We start from the raw sequence: 24,796 nt of genomic DNA on the forward strand, positions 1-24,796 counted from the left end.
ACGTCCGCAGGTGCGGCCGCCCGATAGCGTTGAAGCTCCACGGAACTTGTTTTGGGTCGGATGCTCGGAACTGCAGCGGAGTGCGCTTGAAGTTTCGCCCGGTTAGGTAACGATTCATTGCCCCGTTACTAGCCTGAACCGACTGCCCGCGTTGCGGTCGAAGCATTCGCACAACTTTGGAGCCCTCCATGCCCCGTCCCTCGCGCCTAGCCGTCCTGCTGATCAGCCTGGGCCTCGCCACCACTGCCGTGGCCGGTCCGACCGAAGACGAGCGCGCGCGCAATGCCGTGCGCGTGCTGTCCGACATCCAGCGCATCCCGGAGTCGGCGATCCCCGACAAGCTGCTCGACGAGGCGCGTGGCATTGTCGTCGTGCCCGACACGCTCAAGCTCGGCCTGGTGCTCGGCGGCCGCCGCGGGCACGGCCTGATGTCGGTGAAGAACCCTGACGGCACCTGGTCCAGCCCGAGCTTCGTCAAGCTCACTGGCGGCAGCATCGGCTTCCAGGCCGGCGTGCAGTCGGCCGACGTGGTGCTGGTCTTCCGCAGTGATCGCGGGCTGGATTCGGTCGTCAACGGCAAGGTCACGCTCGGTGCCGATGCCGGCGTCGCCGCCGGTCCGGTCGGCCGCAATGCCGCCACCGCCACCGACGGCCAGCTCAAGGCCGAGATCTGGTCCTGGTCGCGTGCACGCGGACTGTTCGCCGGCATCGCGCTCGACGGCGCGGTGTTGTCGATCGACGACGCCGCCAACGAAGCGGTCTACGGGCAGGACACCACGCCGCGCATGATCTTCGAGGGTCGCGCGCACGGTCAGCCGTCCAACGCCGTGGTGGATTTCCGCGATCGCCTCGAGGAAGCCAGCGCCATCGCCCGCGAGGAGCGCGGCGGCAGCCGCTCCGCCGCCAAGCGTGCCCCGGCCCGGGCGCCCGCGCCCGTGGCGAGCGCCGCGGTGACGCAGCCGATGCATGCGCAGGCCCCGGCCGAGCCGGCGCCGGGCAAGTTCGAAACGGTCGAAAGCCCCGTTCAGTCCGAGCCGCTGCCCTGAGCACAGTCCGTAACAGCGGTTGCCGCGCCGCTGCGGTATCCTCATGCCGATATCCTCTTTGCTACGAGCGTTCCCATGGGTGGTTTGAGTCTTTGGCACTGGCTGATCGTTCTGGTGATCGTGGTGCTGGTGTTCGGCACCAAGCGCCTGAAGAACGTCGGTCAGGACCTCGGTGAGGCGGTGAAGGGCTTCAAGAAGGGCATGCAGGACGAAGATCGTCCGGCCGGCCAGCTGCCCGACGAATCGCGCGACGGCCAGACCAAGGCCGACAGCACGCAGCGCAACGACGAACACACGCGCTGAGCCTGAAGGGCGGCGCTTCGGCGCCGCCGCGCTGTCATGTTCGATATCAGCTTCTTCGAGCTGCTAATGATCGCGATCGTGGCCCTGCTGGTGCTGGGGCCCGAGCGCCTGCCCAAGGCCGCGCGCTTCGCGGGCCTGTGGGTGCGCCGCGCGCGCGCGCAGTGGTACTCCGTGAAGTCCGAGCTGGAGAACGAGCTCGCGTCGGAGGAACTCAAGCGCAGCCTGCAGCAGACCCAGGCCTCGCTGCGCGAGGCGCAGGAAAGCCTGCAGCGCAGTGGCGAGTCGGTGCGGCGCGAGCTCGATTCGCTCGGCCGCGACGTCGAGTCCGTGGCGAAGACGGCCGCCGACGAGACGCCGGCACCTGCGACGGAAGCCCAGGCCGAAGCGCCCGCATCCGCCAACGACCCCGTAGCCCACGCACCGGTCGAGCACGCCCCCATTGAGCACGACTCCTCGGCCACGCACGACGACCATGACCGACGCTGATCACGGCGCCGAGACGTCCGCAGAACCCCGCCTGATCGATCACCTGATCGAATTGCGCGCGCGCCTGTTGCGCGCGGTCGCCGGGCTGATGCTGGTGTTCGTGGCGCTGCTGCCGTTCGCCAACAAGATCTATGCCTACCTGGCGCAGCCGCTGCTGGCCAAGTTGCCGGCGGGCGGCCAGCTGATCGCGGTCGAGGTCGCCTCGCCGTTCTTCGCCCCGGTCAAGCTCGCCTTCTTCACCGCGCTGCTGGTGACCGTGCCGTGGCTGCTGTACCAGGCCTGGGCGTTCGTCGCGCCGGGCCTGTACCAGCGCGAGAAGCGCCTGGCGCTGCCGTTGCTGGTGTCCGCGGTCGCGCTGTTCTACGCCGGTTGCGCGTTCGCCTTCTACCTGGTGCTGCCGACGGTGTTCGGCTTCCTCGCCAAGATCACGCCGACCGGCGTGGCGATGATGACCGACATCAACGCCTACCTGGATTTCGTGCTGGTGATCTTCCTAGCCTTCGGCGCCAGCTTCGAACTGCCCGTGGCGCTGGTGATCCTGGCCCTGCTCGGCTGGGTGACGCCGCAGCAGTTGAAGGAATCGCGCGGCTACGCCGTCGTCGGCGTGTTCGTGATCGCGGCGATCATCACGCCGCCGGACGTGGTCTCGCAGCTGATGCTGGCGATCCCTATGTGCATCCTCTACGAGATCGGCATCATCGCCGCCGGCTGGGTGGCACGGAAGCCGGCCGCGGACTGATACGCGTCAGTGCGCCAGCGGCTGCGCGCCGCCCTGCATGTAGCTGGCCACCGCCGCCTTGTCCTTGACCGAGCGCACTACGACCGTCGCGGTACGGCGCACGCGATCAAGCTGGATCTCCAGGCTGCTGTCCGGCTTTCCGGGCGTGCGGAACGAGCCGTACAGCGTCGGGAAGTCGCGGTGGTCGCGAGTCGAGGTGTAGCTGTAGTTCGCGCTTTCGTGGACCAGCGGCGGCAGCTTTACCGATCCCACCCGTCCCAGCTCGATGTTCCTGTCGCCGACGACCAGTGCGCCGCCGTCGTCGAGCCGTTCGCGGAAACAGAACGTGTAGGTGACGGCGACCGGGCTTGAGCGCGGCTCGCCCACCCAGTGGAAGTCGCCTTCGTAGCTGTAGAGGTAGCCGTAGGGGCCGCCGCTGCTGGTCTTCTCACGGACCTCGCCGCTGAGCTCCTGCTCGAACGTTGCTTTCCAGCACTCGTCGAACTGACGGGTGGGCTCCGCCGCGATGGCCTTCGCCATGCATAGCGGCAACAACAGCGCGGTGACGGCAATCGCCCTGCTCGTTCGCATTCCGGCTTCCCCTGGCCATGGCGTGGAGTATTGCGCCGCCAGCGTAACGCAGGGCGGGGTGCCGCACGAGGCATGCTGCGCGTCACGGCGCGGGCGACGCATCCGGCTAGGCGCGCCCGATCGCAGCCGCTAGTCTGCGCATCCCGACGTCATCTCCGGAAAGGAATTCCATGAGCCGCTTGCCCGGGTTGGACCTGCTGCGTGCGATCGCGGTCGTCTGGGTGATGCTGTTCCACTCGTTCCTGGTGGGCGGGCTCGGGCCGGACTTCACCTGGCTGTCGCGCTACGGCTGGATGGGCGTCGACATCTTCTTCGTGCTCAGCGGTTTCCTGATCGGCCGCCAGGTGCTTGAGCCGTTGGCGCGCGGCGAGCCGTTGCGGTTCGCCGACTTCTACGCGCGCCGTGCCTACCGGATCCTGCCGGCGTTCCTCGCGGTGCTGGCCATCTATCTCGCATTTCCCGGATTGCGCGAAGCGGAGGGGATGGCGCCGTGGTGGCAGTTCGCCACCTTCACGATGAACCTGCTGGTCGACTACACGCACCTGCAGGCGTTCTCGCATGCGTGGTCGCTGTGCGTGGAAGAGCATTTCTACCTGCTGTTCCCCGCGCTGGCGTGGTGGCTGGTGCGGCGGCGCACATCGATCGCGGCCTTCGCGTGGCTGGCGGCGGCCGTGGTGGTGGCGGGAATCGCGCTGCGCACCGGTGTGTGGCTGTACGACAACGCGCTGGATCCGCCGCGCAACTGGTTCGTCGAAGACATCTACTACCCGACCTGGAACCGCCTGGATGGATTGCTCGCCGGCGTGACGCTGGCGGCGATCGCGGTGTTCCGCCCGGGCGCCTGGCAACGCATGCTCGGACGCGGCAACACGTTCGCATGGCTGGGTCTGTCCGGAATGGCGCTGGCGCTGTGGCTGTTCCGTGAACGTGCCGGCCTGACGGGCAACTCGATCGGCTGGCCGGTGCTGTCGGCTGCGATCGCCTGCCTGGTCGTGGCAGCGACCAGCGACCGCAGCTGGTTCGGCCGCTGGCGATTGCCGGGCGCCGGCTGGATCGCGGCCATCTCCTACAGCCTGTACCTGAGCCACAAGCTGGTGTTCCGCGCGGTCGACCACGGATTCGGCGAATGGCTGTACGGCCGCGGCCTGGTCGCGTTCGCGATCTATGCGCTCGCCACCGTGCTAGGCGGGGCGGCATTGCACTACGCAGTGGAGCGGCCGTTCCTCGCGCTGCGCGAGCGCCGGCGCCGGCGAATCTCCGTCACCGCCGCGTCGCCTGCCGCTGCGCCGGCCGGCTGAGCGCTTCAAATAAAAAGCCCCGCCGGAGCGGGGCTTCGGGAGAATCCGGCAGGAACTTACTTCCCGCCCAGCGCCGCCGCCACGAACGGCGGCAGGTTGGCCGCGCCCTGGTGGATGTCGGCGGTGTAGTACTTGGTCTCGAACGTCTTGGCGCGCGAATCGGCGGCGCGGAAGTCGAAGCCCTGGCCCTTGCGCGCCATCGTGCAGCTCCACCAGCCGGTCGGGTAGCACGGCTGCGGGAACGGCAGCGTCTGGAACGTGGTGAAGCCGGCCTTGCCCATCTCGGCGCGCATTTCCTTGATCAGGTCGAGCAGCATCAGCGGCGACTCGGACTGCTGCACGAGGATGCCGTCGTCCTTCAGCGCGCGGAAGCAGCTTTCGAAGAACGCCTTGTTGAACAGGCCCTCGGCCGGACCGACCGGGTCGGTCGAGTCGACGATGACGATGTCGAGCGAGTTCGGGGCGGCGTTCTTCATGTAGGCGATGCCGTCGTCGAACAGCAGCGTCGCGCGCTTGTCGCCGTTGGCGTCGCATAGTTCCGGGAACCACTTCTCGGCCATGCGCGTGACCTGCTCGTCGATGTCGCACTGAACGGCGCTCTCGACGCCCGGGTGCTTGAGCACCTCGCGCAGCGTGCCGCAATCGCCGCCGCCGATGATGACGACGTTCTTCGGGCTGGCGTGGGTGAACAGCGCCGGGTGGGACATCATCTCGTGATAGAAGAAGTTGTCCTTCGTCGTCAGCATCATCGCGCCGTCGATGAGCATCAGGTTGCCCCAGTCGGTGCTCTCGAAGATCTCGATCTTCTGGAACGGCGACTGCACCTCGTCCAGCTTGCGGGTGATGCGATAGCCGATCGCGGAGCCGGTCGGCTCGAAGTTCTCGTAATGCCAGTTGCTGCTCATGCCGTTTCGTCCCAGGGGAGATGGCCGCGGCCGGCAAGTCCCGTCGGGTGACGGCCGGGCGGCGGGGAGGGGGCGGCATTGTAGCGGACCGGCCGTCGGTGGCCGTGATGCGCGGACATCGTGCAAGGAAACCGTATGGTTCGGCCCTCCACACGGCCTCGTGGGCAGGGGGCTGTAGAATGCGCTCCCCCCATTCCCCTGCTGGTACCTACGCCGATGTCCGACTGGTCGCTCGATCAGGCCCGCAAGACCTACTCGATCCCGCATTGGTCCGAGGGGTATTTCGACGTCAACGCCGCCGGCCAGATCGCGGTGCGGCCGCGTGGCGCGCAGGGCCCGGTGGTGGTCCTGCCGGAAGTGGTCGACGCGGCCCGTGCCAACGGCGCCAAGCTGCCGCTGCTGGTGCGTTTCCCGGACATCCTCGGCGACCGCCTGGGCAAGCTGCAGTCGGCCTTCGCCCAGGCCCAGGCCGACTGGGACTATGCCGGCGGCTACACCGCGGTCTACCCGATCAAGGTCAACCAGCACCAGGGCGTCGCCGGCACGCTGGCCTCGCACCACGGCGACGGTTTCGGCCTGGAGGCCGGCAGCAAGCCGGAACTGATGGCCGTGCTGGCCCTCAGCCGCCCGGGCGGGCTGATCGTCTGCAACGGCTACAAGGACCGCGAGTACATCCGGCTGGCGCTGATCGGCCGCAAGCTCGGGATGGAAACCTTCATCGTCATCGAGAAGCCCTCCGAGCTTGCGCTGGTGATGGAGGAAGCCCGCAGCCTCGGCGTGAAGCCGGGGCTGGGCGTGCGCATGCGCCTGGCTTCGCTGGGCGCCGGCAAGTGGCAGAACAGCGGCGGCGACAAGGCCAAGTTCGGCCTGTCCCCGCGCCAGGTGCTGGACCTGTGGAAGAACCTGCGCGACTCGGGCATGAGCGACTGCCTGCAGCTGCTGCACTTCCATATGGGCTCGCAGATCTCCAACGTCCGCGACATCGCCAACGGCATGCGCGAGGCGACGCGCTACTTCGTCGAACTGTCCAAGCTCGGCGCGCAGATCCGCTACATGGACGTCGGCGGCGGCCTCGGCATCGACTACGAAGGCACGCGCTCGCGCGGCTACTGCTCGATCAACTACGGCGTGCACCAGTACGCCAGCAACATCGTCCAGCCGCTGGCCGAGGCCTGCACCGAGCACAGCCTGCCGGCGCCGCGCATCGTCACCGAGTGCGGACGCGCGATGACCGCGCACCACGCGGTGCTGGTGGCCAATGTGTCCGAAGTCGAGGAAGCGCCGGAAGGCCGCATCCCCGATGAGCACGACGACGAGCCCGCGGTGATCCGCCACCTGCGCGGAATCCATGGCGAGCTCGACCAGCGCCCGGCCGTGGAGCTGTTCCACGAAGCCCAGCACCACCACAGCGAGGGCCTGTCGCTGTACGCGCTGGGCCAGATCGACCTGGTGCACCGCGCGCGCATCGACGACCTGTTCTACGCGATCGCCCACGCCGTGCGTAAGCGCCTGAGCTACGACGAGAAGAGCCACCGCGAACTGCTCGACGAACTCAACGACCGCCTGGTCGACAAGTACTTCGTCAACTTCAGCGTGTTCGAATCGATTCCGGACGTGTGGGCGATCGACCAGGTGTTCCCGATCGTGCCGATCGAGCGCCTGGACGAGGTGCCGACGCGCCGCGGCGTGCTTGCCGACATGACCTGCGACTCCGACGGCACGGTCAAGACCTACGTAGAGAACGAGGGCCTGGACACGTCGCTGCCGCTGCATGCGCCGCGACCGGGCGAGAGCTACCGGCTGGCGTTCTTCCTGGTCGGTGCGTACCAGGAAATCCTCGGCGACATCCACAACCTGTTCGGCGACACCGACGCGGTCGAGGTGCGGGTCGACGACGGCGGCTATCGCATCGCGCAACAGCGCCGCGGCGACACCACCGACGTGATGCTCGACTACGTCGGCTACAAGCTCGACGACCTGCGCGCGGCCTACCGTGCCAAGGTCGCCGCCGCCGGCTTGCCGGCCGATGAAGGCGCGCGGCTGGAAGCGGCGCTGGAAACCGGACTGACCGGCTACACCTACCTGGACGATACGCCGCTGGCCTGACCCTTGCAGGGCAGGACATGAAGCAACCTACGGCGGCCCTTGGGTCGCCGCCTACGAACGGATCGCTTGATCCGTTCAACACGAACAAGCGGAAGATGAAGATGAAAGTTGGAGTGATCGGCCTGGGCGCGATGGGCGCGCCGATGGCGCGTTACGTGCACAGCAAGGGGCTGCTGACCGCGGTCGGCAACCGAACCCAGTCCAAGGCCGATGCATTGGCGGCGGAACTGGAAGTGCGCGCTGCGCGTTCAGCCGCCAACTTCGCCGATTGCGACGTGGTCGTGCTGTGCGTTTCGCTCGATGCCGACGTGCTCGAGAACGTCGCCGCGCTGGCCGGCGTGCTGAAGCCGGGTGCCGTCGTCATCGACCATTCCACCGTCGCGGTGGAAACGGCGCGCCGCGCCTCAGCCATGCTGGCCGCGCACGACATCGGCTTCCTCGACGCACCGGTGTCCGGCGGTGTCGAAGGTGCGCGCAACGGCAAGCTGTCGGTGATGGTCGGCGGCGACATCGACACGTTCGAGCGCGCACAGCCGGTGATCGAATGCTACGCCGCGCGCATCACCCACATGGGCAGCACCGGCGCCGGCCAGGCGACCAAAGCGGTCAACCAGGTGCTCGTCGCCGGCATCAACGAGGCGGTGTGCGAAGGTCTCGCACTCGGCGAGAAGCTGGGCCTGGATCCCGCCAAACTGCTGCCGACGCTGATGGCCGGCGCGGCCAGCAACTGGTTCCTGGACAAGCGCGGCGCAACGATGCTGCGCGACGAGTTCAGCCCAGGCTTCAAGAGCGCGCACATGCTGAAGGACCTGCGCATCGTGCAGTCGATCGCGCAAGGCAGCGGCCTGCGCCTGGCGGTCATCGAGCAGGCGTTGGCCGATTACGCCGAGCTGCTCGAGCGCGGCATGGGCGAATCCGACACCTCGGCGCTGATCACCATCAAGCGTGGCGCGGTGGCGTAGCCGCCCGGCGTCACCGATCCCGCAAAAGAAAAACGCCGGCCCGAGGCCGGCGTTTTTCTTTGGTGCCAGGCGTTGCTTACTTGACCTTGATCGCCATCGCCGACAGGCCGCCGCCGGACAGCTTGCGCTTGGCGTCGGCGAGATCGCTCGCGGTGCCGTAGGGCCCCATGCGGACGCGGTAGACCGTCTTGCCGCCGATGTCCGCCGATTCCACGCGCGCACCGAGGCCGAGCATGGCGATCTTCGCCTTCATCTCCTCGGCCTGGCCGGAGGCCTGGAATGCGCCGGCCTGCAGCAGGTAGCGGGTACCGTCGTCGACCGCGGCTGTTTCGGCTGCGACCGGAGCCGCCGGCTTGTCCGGCTTGGCCTGGGCGGTGGTCGCGGCATCGCCGGCGGCGGGTTCGTTGCCGGCCGCTGGTTCGACCGGCTTGGGCAGCGTGGCCGTGGCGGCCGGCTCCGCCGGCTTTCGTTCCGATTCCGGTTCCGCCTTGGGCTTGGGCTGGGCGGCGGCCTGGCGCTGCGCCTCGGCGCGCTCGCTGGCGGCCAGCTCGGCGTCGCTCATCGGCACTTCCTTGCCCGGCAGCAGCGTGTAGAAGTCGTAGTCGGTGTCCTTCTTGGCCGCGGTCTTGTTGTCGCGCTTGGCCGGGGCTTCCTCGCCGGCGCCGTCGTCGGACACCACGCCTTCGTCTTCGCTGCTGGCCACCGGGGCCGGCTGCGCGTCCGGATTGGGCTGCGGACGGAAGAAGCCGTCGCCGTTGGATTTCAGGTACTTCGGGGCGACCAGGATCACCACCACCGCCATCAGGATGCCGAGCACCATCCATGCCCAGCCGGGCAGGGTGCTGTCGTTGCCGCCATTGCGCTTGGCCTGCGACTTACCGCGTTTTGCTGCCACTTACATTACCTCCGGCGCACTGACGCCGAGCAATTCGAGACCGTTCGCCAACACCTGCTTCGTCGCCATCGCCAGCACCAGGCGCGCGTGGCGCGTGGCGTCGTCTTCGACCAGGAACTGGTGATCGTTGTAGTACGTCTGGAACGTCTGCGCCAGTTCGAGCAGGTAGGCGGCGATCTGGTGCGGCTCGAGGTCGCGGCCGGCCATCTCCACCACGTCCGGGTAGCGCAGCAGCGTCACCACCAGTTCGCGCGCGGCGTCGTCGTCCAGGTCCAGCGGCTGTGCGAGGCCGTTGGCCTGGTCGTAGCTGAGGCCGCGCTCGTTGAGCTGGCGCAGCAGGCCGCACATGCGCGCGTGCGAGACCTGCACGTAGTAGACCGGGTTGTCCAGCGACTGGCTGCGGGCGAAGTCGATGTCGAAGGTCAGCTGCGAGTCCGGCTTGCGCGCGATCAGGAACCAGCGCGTCGCGTCGCGGCCGACTTCGTCGACCAGGTCGCGCAGCGTGACGTAGCTGCCCGCACGCTTGGACAGCTTCACTTCCTCGCCGCCGCGCATGACCGTGACCATCTGGTGCAGCACGTATTCGGGCCAGCCCTGCGGGATGCCGCAGTCCAGTGCCTGCAGGCCGGCGCGCACGCGGGCCAGCGAGCCGTGGTGGTCGGCACCGAGCTCGGTGATCGCGCGCTCGTAGCCGCGCTGCCACTTCGACATGTGATAAGCGACGTCGGGCAGGAAGTAGGTGTAGGTGCCGTCGGACTTGCGCATCACGCGGTCCTTGTCGTCACCGAAATCGGTCGTGCGCAGCCACAGCGCGCCGCCTTCCTCGTAGGTGTGGCCGTGCTTGACCAGCTCGCGCACGGTCTCCTCGACCTTGCGGTCGGTGTACAGCGACGACTCGAGGAAGTAGACGTTGAAGGAGACGCCGTAGGCCTCCAGGTCCAGGTTCTGCTCGCGGCGCAGGTAGGCCACGGCGAACTGGCGGATCGCGTCGAGATCGTCCGGGTCCTTCGCGGCGGTCACGACGTGGCCTTCGACCTCGACGCTATCGCCGCGCAGGTAGGCGTTGGCGACGTCCTTGATGTAGTCGCCGCGGTAGCCGTCTTCCGGCCAGCCGGCGTCGTCCGGCCCCTTGCCCTGCGCACGCGCCTGCACCGAGATGGCGAGGTTGTTGATCTGCGCGCCGGCGTCGTTGTAGTAGAACTCGCGCGCCACGTCCCAGCCGTTGGCGTCGAGCACGCGCGCGATGCAGTCGCCGATCACCGCCGCACGGCCGTGGCCGACATGCAGCGGGCCGGTCGGGTTGGCCGAGACGTACTCGACGCCGGCGCGATGGCCCTTGCCGGACTCGTTGCGGCCGTAACGCGCGCCCTGGACGAACACCTCGCCGAGCTGGCGGCGCCAGGCGCCTTCGCCGATATGGAAGTTGATGAAGCCTGGGCCGGCGATCTCGACCCTGGCGATGTCGTCATTGGCCGGCAGCGCGTCCACCAACGCCTGCGCGATGGCGCGCGGGTTGGACTTGGCAGGCTTGGCCAGCAGCATCGCCGCGTTGGACGAGAAATCGCCCTGGGCGCGGGTCTTGGGGCGTTCGATGACGAAATCGGGCGTGGGCAGGTCGGCCGGCAGGGTGCCGGCGGCGCGCAGCGCGTCGATGGCCTGCGCGACGAGCGCGCGGAGGTTGGCTTTCACGGGATTCTGCTGGGGTGTTGCGGGACCGGGCATTTTACGGGCTGGCCCGGCCTTCACCTAATGGGTCACGTGGCCCCGCCCCGTTCATACCCACCCGCGAGCCGCCATCGAGGCCGGCGTGCCATCGCCGATGACCAGATGATCGAGCAGCCGCACATCGATCAGCGCCAGCGCCTGTTTCAGGCGGGCGGTCACGGCGCGGTCGGCGGCGCTGGGCTCCGGATTTCCGCTGGGGTGGTTGTGTCCGACGATGACGGCGGCCGCGTTGTGCGCGAGTGCGCGGCGGGCGACCTCGCGCGGATGGACCTCGGCGCCGTCGATCGTGCCCAGGAACAGCTCCTCGAACGCGAGGGCGCAATGGCGGCTGTCGAGGAACAGCGCCGCGAACACCTCCTGCGGCCGTCCGCGCAGGCGCAGCGCGAAGTAGCGGCCGGCCGACTGCGGATCGGTCAGCACGGCGCCGCGCTCGAGTTGCGCCGCCAGGTGGCGCTGGCCCAGTTCCAGGGCTGCTGCCAGCAGGCAGGCCCGGGCCGGACCCAGTCCCGGCAGTCGCGACAGTTGCGCCGGCGTGCGCTCCAGCAGCGCGCGCAAGGGGCCGTGACGCAGCAGCAGTTCGCGAGCCGTGGTGACGGCGTCGCATCCGCGCAGGCCCGAGCCAAGGAAGATCGCCAGCAGTTCCGCGTCGGACAGCGTGCCGGCGCCACGGGCGTGCAGCTTTTCGCGGGGGCGTTCGTGGGCGGGCCAGTCGCGGATGTGCATGTCGCTGCATCGCAGGGGAGTCGCATCATTGAAGCCGGACGCGCGGGCGCAGGCTTCAGGAACGCCGCTGGCCATCGGGTAAGCTAGGCGCCGATTCCGCGGTAAGGATTCCCAAGGGCGATGGCCGAGGCCAGTACATTGCGCGGAAAGAAGCTGCTGCTGTGCGTATGCGGCGGCATCGCCGCGTACAAATCCGCCGAACTGGTTCGCCGCCTTCGCGATGCCGGCGCCGAGGTGACCGTCGCGATGACCGAGAACGCCCAGCGTTTCGTCGGCACGACCACGTTCCAGGCGTTGTCGGGCCGTCCGGTGCGCACGTCGTTGTGGGACGAGGCGGCGGAGGCCGCGATGGGCCATATCGAACTCGCGCGCTGGGCCGACCGCATCGTGATCGCGCCGGCCACGGCCAACACGCTGGCGCGCCTGGCCCACGGCTTCGCCGACGACCTGGTCACCACGCTCTGCCTGGCCACCACCGCGCCGCTGACGGTCGCCCCGGCGATGAACCATCGCATGTGGCTGCACCCGGCGACGCAGGCCAACATGGCCACGCTGCGCTCGCGCGGCGTCGATGTGGTCGGCCCCAACGACGGTCCCCTCGCCGAAGGCGAATCCGGACCTGGCCGCATGGCCGAGCCTGCCGAAATTGTCATTGCAGTCGCGCAGGCGTTCGCATGAACATCGCCTCGCTCGCCGGCCTGCGCATCGTGGTGAGCGCCGGCCCTACCTTCGAGGACATCGATCCGGTGCGCTTCATCGGCAACCGGAGCAGCGGCAAGATGGGCTTCGCCGTCGCCGCCGCGGCGGCACAGCGCGGCGCGCGGGTCGCGCTGGTCGCGGGCCCCGTATCGCTGCCGACGCCGGCGGGCGTGGAGCGCATCAACGTGCGTTCTGCCGCGCAGATGCATGGCGCGGTGATGGCGGCATTGCCGGCCGACGTCTATGTCGGCGCCGCCGCGGTAGCCGATTTCGCGCCTGCGCACGCCGTCGCTAGCAAGATCAAGAAACAAGCCGGCCAGGACTCGCTGACGCTGACGCTGGTGCGCACCCGCGACATCCTGGCCGACGTCGCCGACCACGCACAGCGCCCGCGCGTCGTCGTCGGCTTCGCTGCCGAGACCGACCATGTCGAGGCCTACGCGCGTGGCAAGCTGGAAAAAAAGCGCCTGGACCTCATTGCCGCCAACCGCGTCGGCGAGTCCGGCAGCGGCTTCGAAAGCGACGACAACGCCCTGACCGTCTATGCCGTCGACGGCTCGGTCCATGCGCTTGGTCCGGCCGCGAAGACGCAGCTGGCCGACGAACTGCTGGACCTGATCGCCGCACGCCTGAACCAAGGACCTGCCACCACCGCATGAACCACACGCTCGAGATCAAGCTGCTGGACCCCCGCTTCGGCGACGAATGGCCGTTGCCCTCCTATGCCACCCAGGCCAGCGCCGGCCTCGACCTGCGCGCGGCGCTGGACGAAGCGCTGACGCTGCAGCCCGGAGACACGGCGCTGGTGCCGTCCGGATTGGCGATCCACGTCGGCGACCCGACGATGTGCGCGGTGATCCTGCCGCGCTCCGGCCTGGGCCATAAGCACGGGATCGTGCTCGGCAACGGCACCGGGCTGATCGATGCCGATTACCAGGGGCCATTGCTGATCAGCGTCTGGAACCGCGGGCGAGAGGCTTTTACGATGCAGCCCGGGGACCGCATCGCCCAGCTGGTCGTGCTGCCGATCGTGCGTGCGGCGCTGCAGGTGGTTGAAGAATTCGAAGCAAGCACACGCGGGGCCGGCGGGTTCGGCCACACCGGCGTGCGCTGACAGGGGAAAAACCGATGTCCGATACGAATCCGGGGCGCGCCCAGCTGCACGCCTCCTTGAAGCAGGTGCTGCCCCTGGTGGCGATTGCCAGTGGCCTGGTCGCGGCCTGGCTGGCGTGGAGCGGCTGGCAGCAGCACCGCGACGAGACGCGCCGCAGCGAAGTCCAGCAGGTGCGCGACGAAGCCGTGCAGGCAGCGACCTTCGCGCTGAGGACCGAGTACAAGCGCATCCAGGATCGCCTGGGCACCGCGCCGATGCAGGAATCGCTGGTGGCCGGAGACCTGGTCTCGGCCGGCCGCCGCCTCGCCGACGGCTGGCCGCTGGCCAAGCAGGCTCAGGTGCTGGCACCGGACCTGGCGAGCGAATATGGCCAGTTGCCGCAGGGTGGCTTCGGGCGCCTGGCGGCGGCCGAGGCAGCCATCGCAGCCGGCCAGCCAATCGCCTGGGTGGTGAAGGAAAAGGGCGGCTCGCAGCTAGCCATCGCCGCCCCCGCCAAGGTCGGGAATGATCTGGCCGGCGTTGCCTACGTGCTGCTGCCGCTGCAACGCATCACCAGCACCCTGGAGCAAGGCAAAATCGCGGAAGACAGCTACATCGCCCTCCGCCAGGGCGGTTCCACGCTGCTCGAGCGCGGCGATGCGGCCCTGGCCGGTGGTGCGGAAGCGCTTGCGGCGAAGATTCCCGGCAGCGAACTGCGTGTCGCCGCGGCGGTTCCCGACGTGGCCGGCGGCCCGTTCGGCCTGGGCGCCCTGCCGTGCTTCCTGGCCGCGATCCTGTTCGGGTTGATCGCACTGGTGGCCTCGCGTCTGCCGAAGGTGCTGGCGCGCAAGGGCGAGCCCGAGGACGATGCAGCGGCGCCGACACTTGCCGAAGCCGTTACGGTGGCCGATATCGCGCCGTTGCCGAAGCTGGAAGCGGCCTCCCCGCCCAAGCAGGAAGGGGCGGGCGGCGAGGTCGTGATCGATCGCGGCATCTTCCGTGCGTACGACATCCGCGGCGTGGTCGGACAGTCGCTCGACGTCGGCGTGGCGGTGCAGATCGGCCAGGCCATCGGTTCGCTGATGCACGAGCAGGGCCTGACCGAGATAGTCATTGGCCGTGACGGCCGCCTGTCGGGCCCGAGCCTGACCGAGGGCCTGATCGCGGGTCTGCGCAAGGCCGGCCGCAACGTCATCGACATCGGCATGGCGCCGACGCCGGTCACCTACTTCGGCGCCTACCTGCTGCGCGCGGGTTCCTGCGTGTCGGTCACCGGCAGCCACAATCCGCCGGACTACAACGGCTTCAAAGTCGTGGTCGGCGGCGAGACGCTGTCGGGCACCGCGATCACCGATCTCTACGACCGCATCGCCGGCGGACGTCTGCACGCCGCGGACACGCTTGGCGGCATGCAGGTGCGCGACATCTCCGAGGACTACGTGCAGCGCATCGCCTCCGATGTGCAGATCGACCGTCCGCTGCGCGTGGTCGTCGATGCCGGCAACGGCGTGGCCGGCGACATCGGCCCGCGCGTGTTGACGGCGGTCGGCGCCGAGGTCACGCCCCTGTACTGCGAGATCGACGGCACGTTCCCGAACCACCATCCGGATCCGAGCGAGCCGCACAACCTCAACGATCTGATCAAGATGGTGCAGCGCCTGGATGCCGATCTCGGCATCGCCTTCGACGGCGACGGCGACCGCCTGGGCGTGGTCACCCGCGACGGCCAGAACATCTTCCCGGACCGCCTGCTGATGCTGTTCGCGGCCGACGTGCTCGACCGCAACCCGGGCGCGCAGATCATCTTCGACGTGAAGTGCACCGGCCGCCTGCCGGGCCACATCCTGCGCCACGGCGGCAGCCCGCTGATGTGGAAGACCGGCCACTCGCTGATCAAGGCCAAGATGCGCGAAACCGATGCCGAGCTGGCCGGCGAGATGAGCGGCCACTTCTTCTTCAAGGAGCGCTGGTACGGTTTCGATGACGGTATCTACGCAGCGGCGCGCCTGCTCGAGATCCTGGCGAGCCGGCCGCAGCCGGCCGGCGAAACGCTGGCCTCGCTGCCCGACGGCATCTCGACGCCGGAGATCAAGGTCGACGCGCCGGACGGCGATCCGCACACGTTCGTCGAACGCTTCCGCAATGCCGCCCGTTTCGAGGGCGCGCGCTTGTCGACGATCGACGGCCTGCGCGTCGACTGGGCGGACGGCTGGGGCCTGGTGCGTGCGTCCAACACGACGCCGGTGCTGGTGCTGCGCTTCGACGCAGACTCGCAGCAGGCGCTGGATCGCATCAAGTCCGACTTCCGCACGCAGTTGCTGGCGCTGAAGTCCGACCTGGTCCTGCCGTTCTGACCAACAAAAAACGCCTCCTGCGGGCAGGAGGCGTTTTGTTGAGGTGTAAGTCGGGAAAGCGCCTGATCAGCCGCCGGTAGGCGCGCTTCCCGGGTGCTTGAGGGCGCGGTAGCGCTCCAGGGCCGTGTTGAACTCGCCCTCGATCTCGTTGCGCTGCTTCTGCTGCTGCACCAGCAGGCCCTGCTGCCGCATCAGCTCCGCATGCTGGCCGCGAATGCTGTCAGCCAGCGCCGGGCGTACCGGCGTGCCCGCCAGTTCCTGCTCGCCGGCCTGGCGCAGCAGGCTCATCAGGCTCTGGCGCAGGCCCGCGACGCCCAGTTGCGAGGACTTCACGGTCTCGTCGAGCAGCAGGATCCGCTCCTCGAAGGCACGCCGCAGTTCGTCTTCGGTCTCGTAGGACTGGGCCATGGCGAAGTCGCGGCGCGCGGCGGCCTCGGCCACGGCGGCCTGCTGGGCATTGGCTGCGGCCTGCGCTGCCGCCGCCGCTTTTTCCTCGGCGGTAAGTGCACGCGCCACCTGCCCGGTCGTCAGTCCGCTCTGGGAGCTGATCTCGGTGCGCGCGTTGTTCACCGCGTCAGCGGGCAGGGCGTCGCCGCAGACCTTGCGGCCATTCTCGTTCCAGCAATACAGCTTCTTGCCGCCGGCCGACTGTGCCGTGGCCAGCAGCGGTGCCAGTGCGAGCAGCACGGCGCCGGTCAGTCGAAGTGGAATCGTCTTCATGTCGGTCCAAGCCTGAAATGCCGGGTCTGTTCGCCCAGCCTATCCACAACCCCAAGCAAGAGTCGGGCCACGCGCGGGACATAGCCAGGATATTCATGCCCGCAGTGCGGTGACGCGCATGTCGATTCGGCGCAGGCGCCTCAGTCGAGGCTGCCGTAGGCCTCGCGATAGGCCAGCAGGCGTTCGCGCTGCGCAGTCAGTTCGACATGATCGCCCGCAAACGCCAGCAGGTCGCCCAATGTGGCCACGGCGATCACGGGCAGGCCGTGTTCAGCCGCGACGGTTTGTGCCGCGGAGCGTCGGGAAGTGGCCGGGTCGACGGCTTCCTGGCGATCGAGGGCGATGACGATGCCGGCCACCGTGCCGCCAGCGCCGCCGATGATCGACAGGGCTTCGCGGATCGCTGTGCCCGCGGTGATCACGTCATCGACGATCAGCACGCGCCGGCCCTGCAGCGGAGCGCCGATCAGCGTGCCGCCCTCGCCGTGGGTCTTGGCCTCCTTGCGGTTGAACGCCAGCGGGAGGTCACGGCCGCGGCGGGCGTATTCGCAAGCGAGCGCCGTCGCCAGCGGGATGCCCTTGTAGGCCGGGCCGAACAGCAGGTCGAAGTCGACCTTCGCGGCATCGATCGCATCGGCGTAGCAGCTCGCGAGTTCGGCCAGCGTCGCGCCGGAGTCGAAACGGCCGGCATTGAAGAAATACGGGCTCAGCCGGCCAGACTTGAGCGTGAACTCGCCGAAGCGCAGCGCATCGGCGCGCAGTGCGAGTTGCAGGAAGCGGGAGCGGTGGTCGTTCATCGGATCGTTATCAGGTGAGGGCTTGCGGCTGCAGACGGTAAAGCATGACGTGTTGTGGGCCGGAACTGCCAGCCAGATAGAGTTCGCCGGTGTCCGTGAAGCCGGCCTTGCGGTACATCGCGATCGCTGCGTGGTTGGTGCAGTTGACCGTCAGGGCCAGCAGGCGCCGGCCGGGATGGCGACGGCGCAGGTCGGCGGACGTGGCGGTCAGCGCTCCGGCGCCAAAACCGCAGCCCTGGTACGCCAGGCCGATGACGAACGCGCGCAGCCCCACGGCGGGCTCTGGCCAGTCGCGCCCGGCGATCGCGCGCGGCGCGAAGTCCAGGCGATAGAAGCCGACCACGGTCTCGCCTGCGAACACCGCCATCGCCTCGCTCATCGGATCGCGCAGGCTGTTGCCGAGATTGAACGCGGTGTCGCCGACGAAACGGTACTGGTCGCCGGACACGCGCAATTCCTGCACGGAACGCATCACTGCATCGTCGACGATGCGCTCGACGCGGACGGGGGAATCGGCAGCCGGCATGCGCGGAATGATAGGCCCTCGCCGTCGCGTCCGGGCTATGATCGGCCCGGGATTCAGTGGAGTGCGCATGCGCATCATCAGCTTCAACGCCAACGGCCTGCGCTCGGCCGCCAGCAAGGGGTTCTTCGAGTGGTTCGCCGGGCAGGGTGCCGACGTGCTGTGCCTCCAGGAGACCAAGGCCCAGGAACACCAGTTGGCCGACGCGGCCTTCCGTCCCGACGGCTACCGCGCCTGGTTCAAGGACGCCACGACCAAGAAGGGCTACAGCGGCGTGGCGATCTACAGCCGCCGCGAGCCGGACGAAGTGCGCACCGCGCTCGGCTGGGCGCCCTTCGACGACGAGGGTCGTTACATCGAGGCGCGCTTCGGCAACCTCAGCGTGGTGTCGTTCTACATTCCGTCCGGTTCATCGGGCGAACTGCGCCAGGGCTTCAAGTTCGAAGTGATGGAGTGGCTCAAGCCGGTGCTCGGCGAGTGGCTCGCGAGCGGCCGCGATTACGTGCTCTGCGGCGACTGGAACATCGTGCGTTCGCGCCTCGACATCAAGAATTGGACCGGCAACCAGAAGAACTCCGGCTGCCTGCCGCCCGAGCGCGACTGGCTCAACGGCCTGTGCGGCGAGGCCATGCCCGATGGAAGCAGCGGCTGGGTCGATGCCTACCGCAAGCTGCATGCGGAAGGACAGGACTACACGTGGTGGAGCAACCGCGGCGCCGCCCGCGCCAACAACGTCGGGTGGCGCATCGATTACCAGATCGTCACGCCGGGCCTGCGCGATCGCCTGAAGGCGTGCTCGATACACAAGGAGCCGCGTTTCTCCGACCACGCACCGTTCACGGTCGACTATGACTACTGAGGCCGCCGCTCCCGCCAAGCCCGTTCCCGCCAAGCGCGAACGCCGCGGTTGGCAGCAGGTGCTGGCCAGCCTGCGCCAGCCGAAAGTGCTGGTGATGCTGCTGCTGGGTTTCAGCTCCGGCATCCCGATCTACCTGGTCGGAAACACGCTCGGCTACTGGATGCGCGAGAACGCCATCGAGCTGTCGACGATCGGCTTCCTGTCGTGGGTCGGCCTGGCGTATTCGCTGAAGTTCCTGTGGGCACCGCTGATCGACAAGCTCGATGCGCCGTTGCTCGGGCGCTGGCTCGGCCGCCGCCGCGGCTGGATGCTGTTGTCGCAGCTGGTGGTTGCCGTCGCATTGACCGGCATGGCGCTCGTGCAGCCGTTGCAGGGCCAGCTGATGCTGTTCGGGGTCGCGCTCGACCAGTTGGTCGTTTTCGGCGTGCTCGCACTGGTGGTGGCATTCGCCTCGGCCACGCAGGACATCGTGATCGACGCCTGGCGTATCGAAATCGCCGACAACAACGAGCAGCAGGGCCTGCTGACTTCGACCGCGGCACTGGGTTATCGCGCGGCGCTGCTGGTCACGGATTCGCTGATTCTGATCTTCGCGGCGCGTGTCGGCTGGACGATGTCGTATGAGCTGATGGCGGCACTGATGGGCGTCGGCGTGCTCGCCACGTTCCTGGCGCGCGAGCCGGCGGCCAGTGTCCAGGCCGCCGCCGCACCGCATCCGGCCCTGCTGACGCCGCAAGGACTGTTCGACGCGCTGATCGGTCCGTTCCTGGTGTTCTTCCGCCAGCACGGGCGGTGGGCGCTGGTGATGCTGCTGGCGATCAGCCTGTACCGGTTGCCGGACTTCGTGCTCGGGCCCATGGCCAACCCGTTCTACGCCGATCTCGGGATGGACAAGGAAACCGTCGGCGCGGTGCGAGGGTCGTTCGGCCTGATCGCGACCATCGTCGGCATCGCGGCCGCGGGTTTGTGCGCAGTGCGGTTCGGGGCCTTCACCACGTTGCTGGTCGGTGCCGTGCTCGGCCCGGGATCCAACCTGGCCTTCTCGTACCTGGCCCTGCATGGCGCGGACGCCGGCGTCTTCACCGCGGTCATGGCCATCGACAACTTCTGCAGCGGTTTCGCGGGCGTGGCGTTGATCGGCTACATGTCCAGCCTGACCCACGCCGGCTATACCGCCACGCAGTACGCCCTGCTCAGTTCGTTCTATGCGCTGCCGGGCAAGGTCCTCAAGGGCCTGTCGGGTGTGGCGATCGAACATCTGGAAACAGGCCGCAGCCTGCTGGAGGCGTACTCGCTGTTCTTTGCGGGTACCGCTCTGGTCGGTGTGCCGGCCCTCTTGCTGTGCGCGGTGCTGATGTTGCGCAAGCCTACGCCCGGCACGGTCGCGGGCGCGGTAACGAGCTAATATCGACGCGGGGGGACAGCGGGGGCTTGTGACTCGGGGAGTGGCGGTATGACCGACATCGTGCTGCACGACATAGACCAGGTGCTCCTGGAGCGGATCGGCCGCGTTGCCAAGGTTCGCGGCTGGAACCTGCAGGAGGCGCTCATGCATCTGCTCGAGCACGGCCTGTTCGCCTGCGAGAGCCAGCTTGCGGCCAAGTTCAACGACTCCGACGCCATGGCCCTGCAGGCCGCGATATCGGCGCTGGAGGTCGTGCCCAACGACCCCGGGTTCTCGTTGATCGGCCGCATCGAGGGCGATAAGAACGAGCACGCGGGCCAGACCCAGTTCGACCTGGACCTGCTCGCCTACCTCGGTGAAGGCAAGGGTCAGCCGGCCGGATAGACCGCGCCGAGCACGCGCGGCCCGCGCGCGCCGGTGACGCTGGGCAGGTTGCCGGGAAGGCCGGCCAGGGTCTGCCGCGCCAGCCAGGCGAAGCCCATCGCTTCGACGAAATCCGGGTCGAGCCCGTAGTTCGCGGTCGTCTCCACCTGCGCATCCGGCAGCTGTCCGGCGATGCGCGCCAAAAGACGCTCGTTACGCACGCCGCCGCCACAGGCGATCACCCGCCGCGTATCCGGCTGGTGGGCGCGCAGCGCGTCGGCGACGGTTGCTGCGCTCAGTTCGAGCAGCGTCGCCTGCACGTCTTCGGGTTTCTCGCCGCCACGAAGGCGCGACTGCACCCAGTCCAGCTGGAACTGTTCCCGGCCGGTGCTCTTCGGCGGCGGCAGCATGAACCAGGGTTCGTCGAGCAGCCGCAGCAACAGCTCCGCATCGACCTGGCCGCTGGCGGCGAAGGCGCCGCCGGCATCGAACGGCGTGCCGCGGTGGCGCTCGCACCAGGCGTCCATCAGCGCGTTGGCCGGGCCCGTATCGAACCCCCGCACGTCGCCCTGTGCGGGCAGGAGCGTGAAATTGGCGATGCCACCGAGGTTCAGCACGGCCCGATCCTCGGCCGGCGTGTGCAGCATGGCGGCGTGGAATGCCGGCATCAGCGGCGCGCCGTGGCCGCCCGCGGCGACGTCGCGACGCCGGAAGTCGGCCACCGTGGCGATGCCACTGCGCTCGGCGATGACGTTGCCGTCGCCGATCTGCCAGGTGAAGGGGTGTTGCCCGTCGTAGCGCGCGCCTTCCGGGCGATGGCGGATGGTCTGCCCGTGCGAGCCGATCGCGCGGATCGCACCGGCGTCGACTCCGGCCGCGGCGATCAGGTCGCGCGCTGCCTCCGCGAAGGCCACGGCGGTCTGCACGTCGAGCGTGCCCAGTTCCTCCAGCGAGCGAGCGTCCTCGCCCTGGCCCAGCGCCACCAGGCGCGCGCGCAGGTCGTCCGGCCACGGGTACGTGCGGCCGAGCAGGAGTTCGCAATGGGGATTGGTTGCGCCGTCGTCGAAACGCACCAGCGCGGCATCGATGCCGTCGGCGCTGGTGCCGGACATCAGGCCGACGAAGATGCCGGCCATCGGATGCGCCACGTCAGGCCTTCTGCTTGCCGGGCTTTTCGCCGTCCTGCTTCGCCGGCAGCTTGGCCGGGGCCGGGCTCGCGTCGGCGTAGATGATGTTCTCGACTTCCTGGATGCGTGCCAGCGCAACGCTGGTCTGGCTGCGGAACTGCGCCAGCGCGGCGCCGCTCAGCGGTTCCGGCGGCGGCATCGTGATCGACAGCGGGTTGCGGTGCACGCCGTTGACGCGGAACTCGTAGTGCAGGTGCGGGCCGGTGGCCAGGCCGGTGCTGCCGACGTAGCCGATCACGGTGCCCTGCGGAATGCGCTGGCCCTGGCGGATCTTGCCGAAGCGCGACATGTGGCCGTACAGCGTGGTGTAGCCGCGGCCGTGGTCGAGCACGACGGCGCGGCCGTAGCCGCCCTGCCAGCCGACAGAGGCCACGCGGGCGTCGCCGGCGGCCATGATCGGCGTACCGGTCGAAGCGCCGTAGTCCACGCCCTTGTGCATGCGCACGCGGCCCAGCACCGGGTGGCGGCGCGTGCCAAAGCTCGAGGTCAGGCGCGCATACGGGATCGGCATGCGGATGAAGCTCTTCTTCAGCGGACGGCCGTCGCCGGTGAAGTACTCGGCCTTGCCGTTGCGCTCGAAGCGGAAGCCGGTGTGCAGCTTGCCACCAGTGGTGAAGGTGGCCGCGAGCACCGGGCCGGTCTTGATCAGTTCGCCTTCGCGCCAGGTCTGCTCGACCACGACGCTGAAGCGGTCCTTGGCACCGACGTCTTCGTTGAAGTCGATGTCGTACTTGAAGATGTCGTCGGTCAGCGTGTTGATGTTCGAGCCCGACAGGCCGAGCTTGCGCGCCGAACGGAACAGCGAGGAACCGACTTCGCCGCTGATCACCACGGTGCGCGTATCGGTCGGGCGCACGATCACCTTCTCGGTGATCTGCTCGCCGTTGAGGCTCAACTCGATGCGGTGGCTGTCGTCGCGGTCGTAGCGGAACGTGCGCAACTGGCCGTCGACGGGCAGGTCGAACGCGAGCTCGGTGCCGGGCTTCAGACGGGTCAAGGATGCTTTCGCGCCGGGATGGTCGAGGATCTCGTGCATCGTCGACGCCGGGATGTCGAACTGCTCGAACAGCGAGCCGAGCGTCTGGCCGCGGTTGACGCGTACCACCTGCCAGCTGTCGCCGGTTGCGCCCTTGAGGCGCGCCAGCGGCAACGGCGGCAACGTGAGCGCCATCGAATGGCGCGTCGCAAGCGAAGCCGGCTTGTGCAGCAACGGCGTCTCGAAACCGGGCACGATGGCGACGACGAGCATGCCGATCGTGGCAAACAGGCTGGCCTGGACCCACTGGCGGCGCGACCACCGTCCGTTGAAGCCGTCGGACAAATGGCGTGCCAGCACCGGACGGTGCAATGCGGCTTCACGGAGCGCGTTGAGGCGCTCGCGGCGGGCTTGGGCGGGTCCGGAAACCTGCTCGGGTCGGGTCATGGCAAAAATCCCCCGCGCGAAGATGTGAAGCGCGCGTAGCGGCGCTACCATAGTCACCACAGCAGTGTGCGTCAAACCCTTGAGATGAATAGGGTTTTTCGAAAAGTCACCGCTTAACCCGGCTTTAACGTTATTCACGTTCGCGGTCGCAAATCGTCGGCCGCCCCCCTTATTCAGAGTCCCCGCCCTTGTCCCCCCAACGCGACACGAACGTAGAAGAGGCCCTCGACCTGATCGGTCGCGGCGCCGACGAGATCCTCAAGCGCGATGAGCTGGAGGCCCGCCTGGTCGAATCCATGAAGGCAGGTGGCCGCCCGCTGCGGATCAAGGCCGGCTTCGACCCGACCGCGCCGGACCTGCATCTGGGCCATACCGTGCTGCTCAACAAGATGCGGCAGTTCCAGGACCTCGGCCACCAGGTGATCTTCCTGATCGGCGACTTCACCGGAATGATCGGCGACCCGACGGGCAAGAACGTCACCCGCAAGCCGCTGACTCGCGAGGATGTGCTGGCCAATGCCCAGACCTACTCCGACCAGGTGTTCAAGGTCCTGGACAAGGAGCGCACCGAGGTCCGCTTCAATTCCGAGTGGTTCGGGCAGATGGGCGCTGCCGACATGATCAAGCTGGCTGCCCAGCACACCGTGGCGCGCATGCTCGAGCGTGACGACTTCTCCAAGCGCTACGCGGCCCAGCAGTCCATTGCGATCCATGAGTTCCTGTATCCGCTGGTGCAGGGATATGACTCGGTGGCACTGAAAGCGGACGTCGAGCTCGGCGGCACCGACCAGAAGTTCAACCTGTTGATGGGTCGCGGCCTGCAGGAGCACTACGGCCAGCCGCCGCAGATCGTGCTGACCATGCCGCTGCTGGAAGGTCTGGACGGCGTCAACAAGATGTCCAAGTCGCTGGGCAACTACATCGGCATCAACGAGCCGGCGATCGATATCGTTACCAAGACGATGAAGATCGACGACGTGCTGATGTGGCGCTGGATCGAGCTGCTGAGCTTCGAGATCTCGCTCAGCGAGGTCCAGGTGCTGCGCCGGGATATCGATGGCGGCCAGCTCAATCCGCGCGATCTCAAGATGCGCCTGGCGCGCGAGCTGGCGGCGCGATTCCACGGCGCCGCGGCGGCCGAACAGGCGGTTGCGGGCTGGAATGCCGCGGTGCGCGGCGAGGGCGATGTCGCTTCCTTGCCGTTGACCGACGTTGCCGTGCCGGCGGAAGGCCTGCGAATTGCAGCGCTATTGACCTCTGCCGGCCTGACGCCGAGCAATTCGGAGGCCAATCGCAAGCTCAAGGAGCGTGCGGTGCGCATCGATGGAGAAGTCATAGAGGACGCGCAGCGCGTGTTCATGCCCGGATTCGAGGGCGTGCTCGCAGTGGGCAAACGCACGTTTGCACGCGTGCGCCTCGTGGCCGCGTAACGCCACAAAAAATCTTTCGAAAAAAGTTTCAGAAAACCCTTCCAAAAATCGTTGTGCATGTGCACAATGCGCGCCCCGCCGAGGTGAAGTTGATCGAAGCGGGGCGCGCCGGAAGCGGCACGGGTTTGGAGCGGTTGAGGCGATCGAAAAGATGGCTTGAACCGGTTGACGGATCCGCGGCTTGC

Annotated in this window: 23 protein-coding genes and 1 pseudogene; 14 read left to right on the forward strand and 10 right to left on the reverse strand. The window is 68.1% G+C overall.

Features of this window, described 5'->3' with window-relative positions; genetic code table 11:
• Positions 1 to 188 precede the first annotated feature (188 nt).
• From IU514_RS18690 to tatC, 4 genes are all read left to right on the forward strand, one after another.
• A complete protein-coding gene (locus tag IU514_RS18690) occupies positions 189 to 1,046 on the forward strand; it encodes a lipid-binding SYLF domain-containing protein (protein ID WP_194932663.1) in 858 nt (285 codons plus the stop codon).
• A 75-nt stretch (positions 1,047 to 1,121) separates the two neighbouring features.
• Positions 1,122 to 1,349: a Sec-independent protein translocase subunit TatA gene (gene tatA / locus IU514_RS18695; RefSeq protein ID WP_194932664.1), complete on the forward strand. Its 228-nt coding sequence runs from the start codon at positions 1,122 to 1,124 to the stop codon at positions 1,347 to 1,349.
• Between the two features lie 36 nt (positions 1,350 to 1,385).
• Positions 1,386 to 1,835, forward strand: coding sequence for a Sec-independent protein translocase protein TatB (gene tatB / locus IU514_RS18700; protein WP_194932665.1), 450 nt, complete (start codon positions 1,386 to 1,388; stop codon positions 1,833 to 1,835).
• Positions 1,822 to 2,574, forward strand: coding sequence for a twin-arginine translocase subunit TatC (gene tatC / locus IU514_RS18705; protein ID WP_194932666.1), 753 nt, complete (start codon positions 1,822 to 1,824; stop codon positions 2,572 to 2,574). The genes tatB and tatC overlap by 14 nt, the downstream gene beginning before the upstream one ends.
• Positions 2,575 to 2,580: 6 nt before the next feature.
• Here the strand turns inward: tatC and IU514_RS18710 are convergent, their stop codons facing one another.
• Positions 2,581 to 3,144 carry a hypothetical protein gene (locus IU514_RS18710; protein ID WP_194932667.1) on the reverse strand — a complete coding sequence of 188 codons (564 nt, stop codon included), beginning with the start codon at positions 3,142 to 3,144 and terminating at the stop codon, positions 2,581 to 2,583.
• Positions 3,145 to 3,314: 170 nt separating this feature from the next.
• Here IU514_RS18710 and IU514_RS18715 point away from each other — a divergent pair, with 170 nt between their 5' ends.
• Positions 3,315 to 4,442: an acyltransferase family protein gene (locus IU514_RS18715; RefSeq protein ID WP_194932668.1), complete on the forward strand. Its 1,128-nt coding sequence runs from the start codon at positions 3,315 to 3,317 to the stop codon at positions 4,440 to 4,442.
• 56 nt (positions 4,443 to 4,498) lie between these two features.
• On the opposite strand, the gene speE is transcribed toward IU514_RS18715, so the two are convergent.
• On the reverse strand, positions 4,499 to 5,347 hold the full coding sequence (speE, locus tag IU514_RS18720) for a polyamine aminopropyltransferase (protein WP_194932669.1): 849 nt from the start codon (positions 5,345 to 5,347) through the stop codon (positions 4,499 to 4,501).
• A gap of 216 nt (positions 5,348 to 5,563) precedes the next feature.
• On the opposite strand from speE, the gene speA reads away from it, so the two are divergent.
• The gene (gene speA, locus IU514_RS18725; protein WP_194932670.1) at positions 5,564 to 7,453 is read left to right on the forward strand and encodes an arginine decarboxylase; all 1,890 of its coding nucleotides are present in this window, start codon (positions 5,564 to 5,566) and stop codon (positions 7,451 to 7,453) included.
• 95 nt (positions 7,454 to 7,548) lie between these two features.
• Positions 7,549 to 8,415, forward strand: a complete 867-nt coding sequence (locus tag IU514_RS18730) for an NAD(P)-dependent oxidoreductase (RefSeq protein WP_267464048.1) — start codon at positions 7,549 to 7,551, stop codon at positions 8,413 to 8,415.
• Between the two features lie 76 nt (positions 8,416 to 8,491).
• Here the strand turns inward: IU514_RS18730 and IU514_RS18735 are convergent, their stop codons facing one another.
• The 3 genes from IU514_RS18735 to radC form a co-directional block, all read right to left on the reverse strand.
• Positions 8,492 to 9,310, reverse strand: a complete 819-nt coding sequence (locus IU514_RS18735; RefSeq protein ID WP_194932671.1) for an SPOR domain-containing protein — start codon at positions 9,308 to 9,310, stop codon at positions 8,492 to 8,494.
• Positions 9,311 to 10,999 (reverse strand): arginine--tRNA ligase, encoded by a 1,689-nt coding sequence (argS, locus tag IU514_RS18740; protein WP_194932672.1) that lies wholly within the window; start codon positions 10,997 to 10,999, stop codon positions 9,311 to 9,313.
• 84 nt (positions 11,000 to 11,083) lie between these two features.
• Positions 11,084 to 11,758 (reverse strand): RadC family protein, encoded by a 675-nt coding sequence (gene radC / locus IU514_RS18745; protein WP_194932673.1) that lies wholly within the window; start codon positions 11,756 to 11,758, stop codon positions 11,084 to 11,086.
• Between the two features lie 120 nt (positions 11,759 to 11,878).
• Between radC and coaBC the strand changes: the two are divergent.
• The 3 genes and pseudogenes from coaBC (at position 11,879) to IU514_RS18760 (ending at position 15,904) form a co-directional block, all read left to right on the forward strand.
• Positions 11,879 to 13,116 (forward strand): annotated as a pseudogene (gene coaBC, locus IU514_RS18750) (bifunctional phosphopantothenoylcysteine decarboxylase/phosphopantothenate--cysteine ligase CoaBC).
• Positions 13,113 to 13,571 (forward strand): dUTP diphosphatase, encoded by a 459-nt coding sequence (dut, locus tag IU514_RS18755; RefSeq protein WP_194932674.1) that lies wholly within the window; start codon positions 13,113 to 13,115, stop codon positions 13,569 to 13,571. Before coaBC ends, dut begins: the two are co-directional and overlap by 4 nt.
• A 14-nt stretch (positions 13,572 to 13,585) precedes the next feature.
• Entirely contained in the window at positions 13,586 to 15,904 is a 2,319-nt protein-coding gene (locus tag IU514_RS18760) for a phosphomannomutase/phosphoglucomutase (RefSeq protein WP_194932675.1), read from the forward strand.
• A 66-nt stretch (positions 15,905 to 15,970) separates the two neighbouring features.
• Here IU514_RS18760 and IU514_RS18765 read toward each other — a convergent pair whose 3' ends face one another.
• The 3 genes from IU514_RS18765 to IU514_RS18775 form a co-directional block, all read right to left on the reverse strand.
• Positions 15,971 to 16,624, reverse strand: a complete 654-nt coding sequence (locus tag IU514_RS18765) for a hypothetical protein (protein WP_194932676.1) — start codon at positions 16,622 to 16,624, stop codon at positions 15,971 to 15,973.
• 140 nt (positions 16,625 to 16,764) lie between these two features.
• On the reverse strand, positions 16,765 to 17,421 hold the full coding sequence (gene pyrE / locus IU514_RS18770; protein ID WP_194932677.1) for an orotate phosphoribosyltransferase: 657 nt from the start codon (positions 17,419 to 17,421) through the stop codon (positions 16,765 to 16,767).
• A gap of 10 nt (positions 17,422 to 17,431) precedes the next feature.
• On the reverse strand, positions 17,432 to 17,947 hold the full coding sequence (locus IU514_RS18775) for a GNAT family N-acetyltransferase (RefSeq protein WP_194932678.1): 516 nt from the start codon (positions 17,945 to 17,947) through the stop codon (positions 17,432 to 17,434).
• A gap of 67 nt (positions 17,948 to 18,014) precedes the next feature.
• On the opposite strand from IU514_RS18775, the gene IU514_RS18780 reads away from it, so the two are divergent.
• From IU514_RS18780 to IU514_RS18790, 3 genes are read left to right on the forward strand one after another with little or no spacing between them, the layout of a single operon-like run.
• A complete protein-coding gene (locus IU514_RS18780) occupies positions 18,015 to 18,803 on the forward strand; it encodes an exodeoxyribonuclease III (protein WP_194932679.1) in 789 nt (262 codons plus the stop codon).
• The gene (locus tag IU514_RS18785) at positions 18,793 to 20,208 is read left to right on the forward strand and encodes an AmpG family muropeptide MFS transporter (protein WP_194932680.1); all 1,416 of its coding nucleotides are present in this window, start codon (positions 18,793 to 18,795) and stop codon (positions 20,206 to 20,208) included. The genes IU514_RS18780 and IU514_RS18785 overlap by 11 nt, the downstream gene beginning before the upstream one ends.
• A gap of 48 nt (positions 20,209 to 20,256) precedes the next feature.
• Entirely contained in the window at positions 20,257 to 20,592 is a 336-nt protein-coding gene (locus IU514_RS18790; RefSeq protein WP_194932681.1) for a hypothetical protein, read from the forward strand.
• Here IU514_RS18790 and IU514_RS18795 read toward each other — a convergent pair.
• Positions 20,577 to 21,707, reverse strand: a complete 1,131-nt coding sequence (locus IU514_RS18795) for an anhydro-N-acetylmuramic acid kinase (RefSeq protein WP_194932694.1) — start codon at positions 21,705 to 21,707, stop codon at positions 20,577 to 20,579. The genes IU514_RS18790 and IU514_RS18795 overlap by 16 nt on opposite strands.
• Before the next feature lie 13 nt (positions 21,708 to 21,720).
• Complete coding sequence (locus tag IU514_RS18800; protein ID WP_194932682.1) at positions 21,721 to 23,181, reverse strand: M23 family metallopeptidase; 1,461 nt, start codon at positions 23,179 to 23,181, stop codon at positions 21,721 to 21,723.
• A gap of 188 nt (positions 23,182 to 23,369) precedes the next feature.
• Here IU514_RS18800 and tyrS point away from each other — a divergent pair, with 188 nt between their 5' ends.
• Positions 23,370 to 24,611, forward strand: coding sequence for a tyrosine--tRNA ligase (gene tyrS, locus IU514_RS18805; RefSeq protein WP_194932683.1), 1,242 nt, complete (start codon positions 23,370 to 23,372; stop codon positions 24,609 to 24,611).
• Positions 24,612 to 24,796: the final 185 nt, after the last annotated feature.

It is taken from the genome of Lysobacter niastensis (assembly GCF_015453285.1).
Lineage (GTDB): Bacteria > Pseudomonadota > Gammaproteobacteria > Xanthomonadales > Xanthomonadaceae > Lysobacter_J > Lysobacter_J niastensis.

Bases quoted from the DNA above. Each gene is read 5' to 3' on its own strand.
- IU514_RS18775 (WP_194932678.1), bottom strand. From the start codon at position 17,947: ATGCCGGCTGCCGATTCCCCCGTCCGCGTCGAGCGCATCGTCGACGAT.
- tatA (WP_194932664.1), top strand. From the start codon at position 1,122: ATGGGTGGTTTGAGTCTTTGGCACTGGCTGATCGTTCTGGTGATCGTG.
- IU514_RS18715 (WP_194932668.1), top strand. From the start codon at position 3,315: ATGAGCCGCTTGCCCGGGTTGGACCTGCTGCGTGCGATCGCGGTCGTC.
- IU514_RS18780 (WP_194932679.1), top strand. From the start codon at position 18,015: ATGCGCATCATCAGCTTCAACGCCAACGGCCTGCGCTCGGCCGCCAGC.
- IU514_RS18730 (WP_267464048.1), top strand. From the start codon at position 7,549: ATGAAGATGAAAGTTGGAGTGATCGGCCTGGGCGCGATGGGCGCGCCG.
- IU514_RS18690 (WP_194932663.1), top strand. From the start codon at position 189: ATGCCCCGTCCCTCGCGCCTAGCCGTCCTGCTGATCAGCCTGGGCCTC.
- speE (WP_194932669.1), bottom strand. From the start codon at position 5,347: ATGAGCAGCAACTGGCATTACGAGAACTTCGAGCCGACCGGCTCCGCG.
- tatB (WP_194932665.1), top strand. From the start codon at position 1,386: ATGTTCGATATCAGCTTCTTCGAGCTGCTAATGATCGCGATCGTGGCC.
- speA (WP_194932670.1), top strand. From the start codon at position 5,564: ATGTCCGACTGGTCGCTCGATCAGGCCCGCAAGACCTACTCGATCCCG.
- IU514_RS18790 (WP_194932681.1), top strand. From the start codon at position 20,257: ATGACCGACATCGTGCTGCACGACATAGACCAGGTGCTCCTGGAGCGG.
- tatC (WP_194932666.1), top strand. From the start codon at position 1,822: ATGACCGACGCTGATCACGGCGCCGAGACGTCCGCAGAACCCCGCCTG.
- IU514_RS18795 (WP_194932694.1), bottom strand. From the start codon at position 21,707: ATGGCCGGCATCTTCGTCGGCCTGATGTCCGGCACCAGCGCCGACGGC.
- IU514_RS18710 (WP_194932667.1), bottom strand. From the start codon at position 3,144: ATGCGAACGAGCAGGGCGATTGCCGTCACCGCGCTGTTGTTGCCGCTA.
- IU514_RS18765 (WP_194932676.1), bottom strand. From the start codon at position 16,624: ATGAAGACGATTCCACTTCGACTGACCGGCGCCGTGCTGCTCGCACTG.
- IU514_RS18760 (WP_194932675.1), top strand. From the start codon at position 13,586: ATGTCCGATACGAATCCGGGGCGCGCCCAGCTGCACGCCTCCTTGAAG.
- pyrE (WP_194932677.1), bottom strand. From the start codon at position 17,421: ATGAACGACCACCGCTCCCGCTTCCTGCAACTCGCACTGCGCGCCGAT.
- radC (WP_194932673.1), bottom strand. From the start codon at position 11,758: ATGCACATCCGCGACTGGCCCGCCCACGAACGCCCCCGCGAAAAGCTG.
- IU514_RS18800 (WP_194932682.1), bottom strand. From the start codon at position 23,181: ATGACCCGACCCGAGCAGGTTTCCGGACCCGCCCAAGCCCGCCGCGAG.
- dut (WP_194932674.1), top strand. From the start codon at position 13,113: ATGAACCACACGCTCGAGATCAAGCTGCTGGACCCCCGCTTCGGCGAC.
- IU514_RS18785 (WP_194932680.1), top strand. From the start codon at position 18,793: ATGACTACTGAGGCCGCCGCTCCCGCCAAGCCCGTTCCCGCCAAGCGC.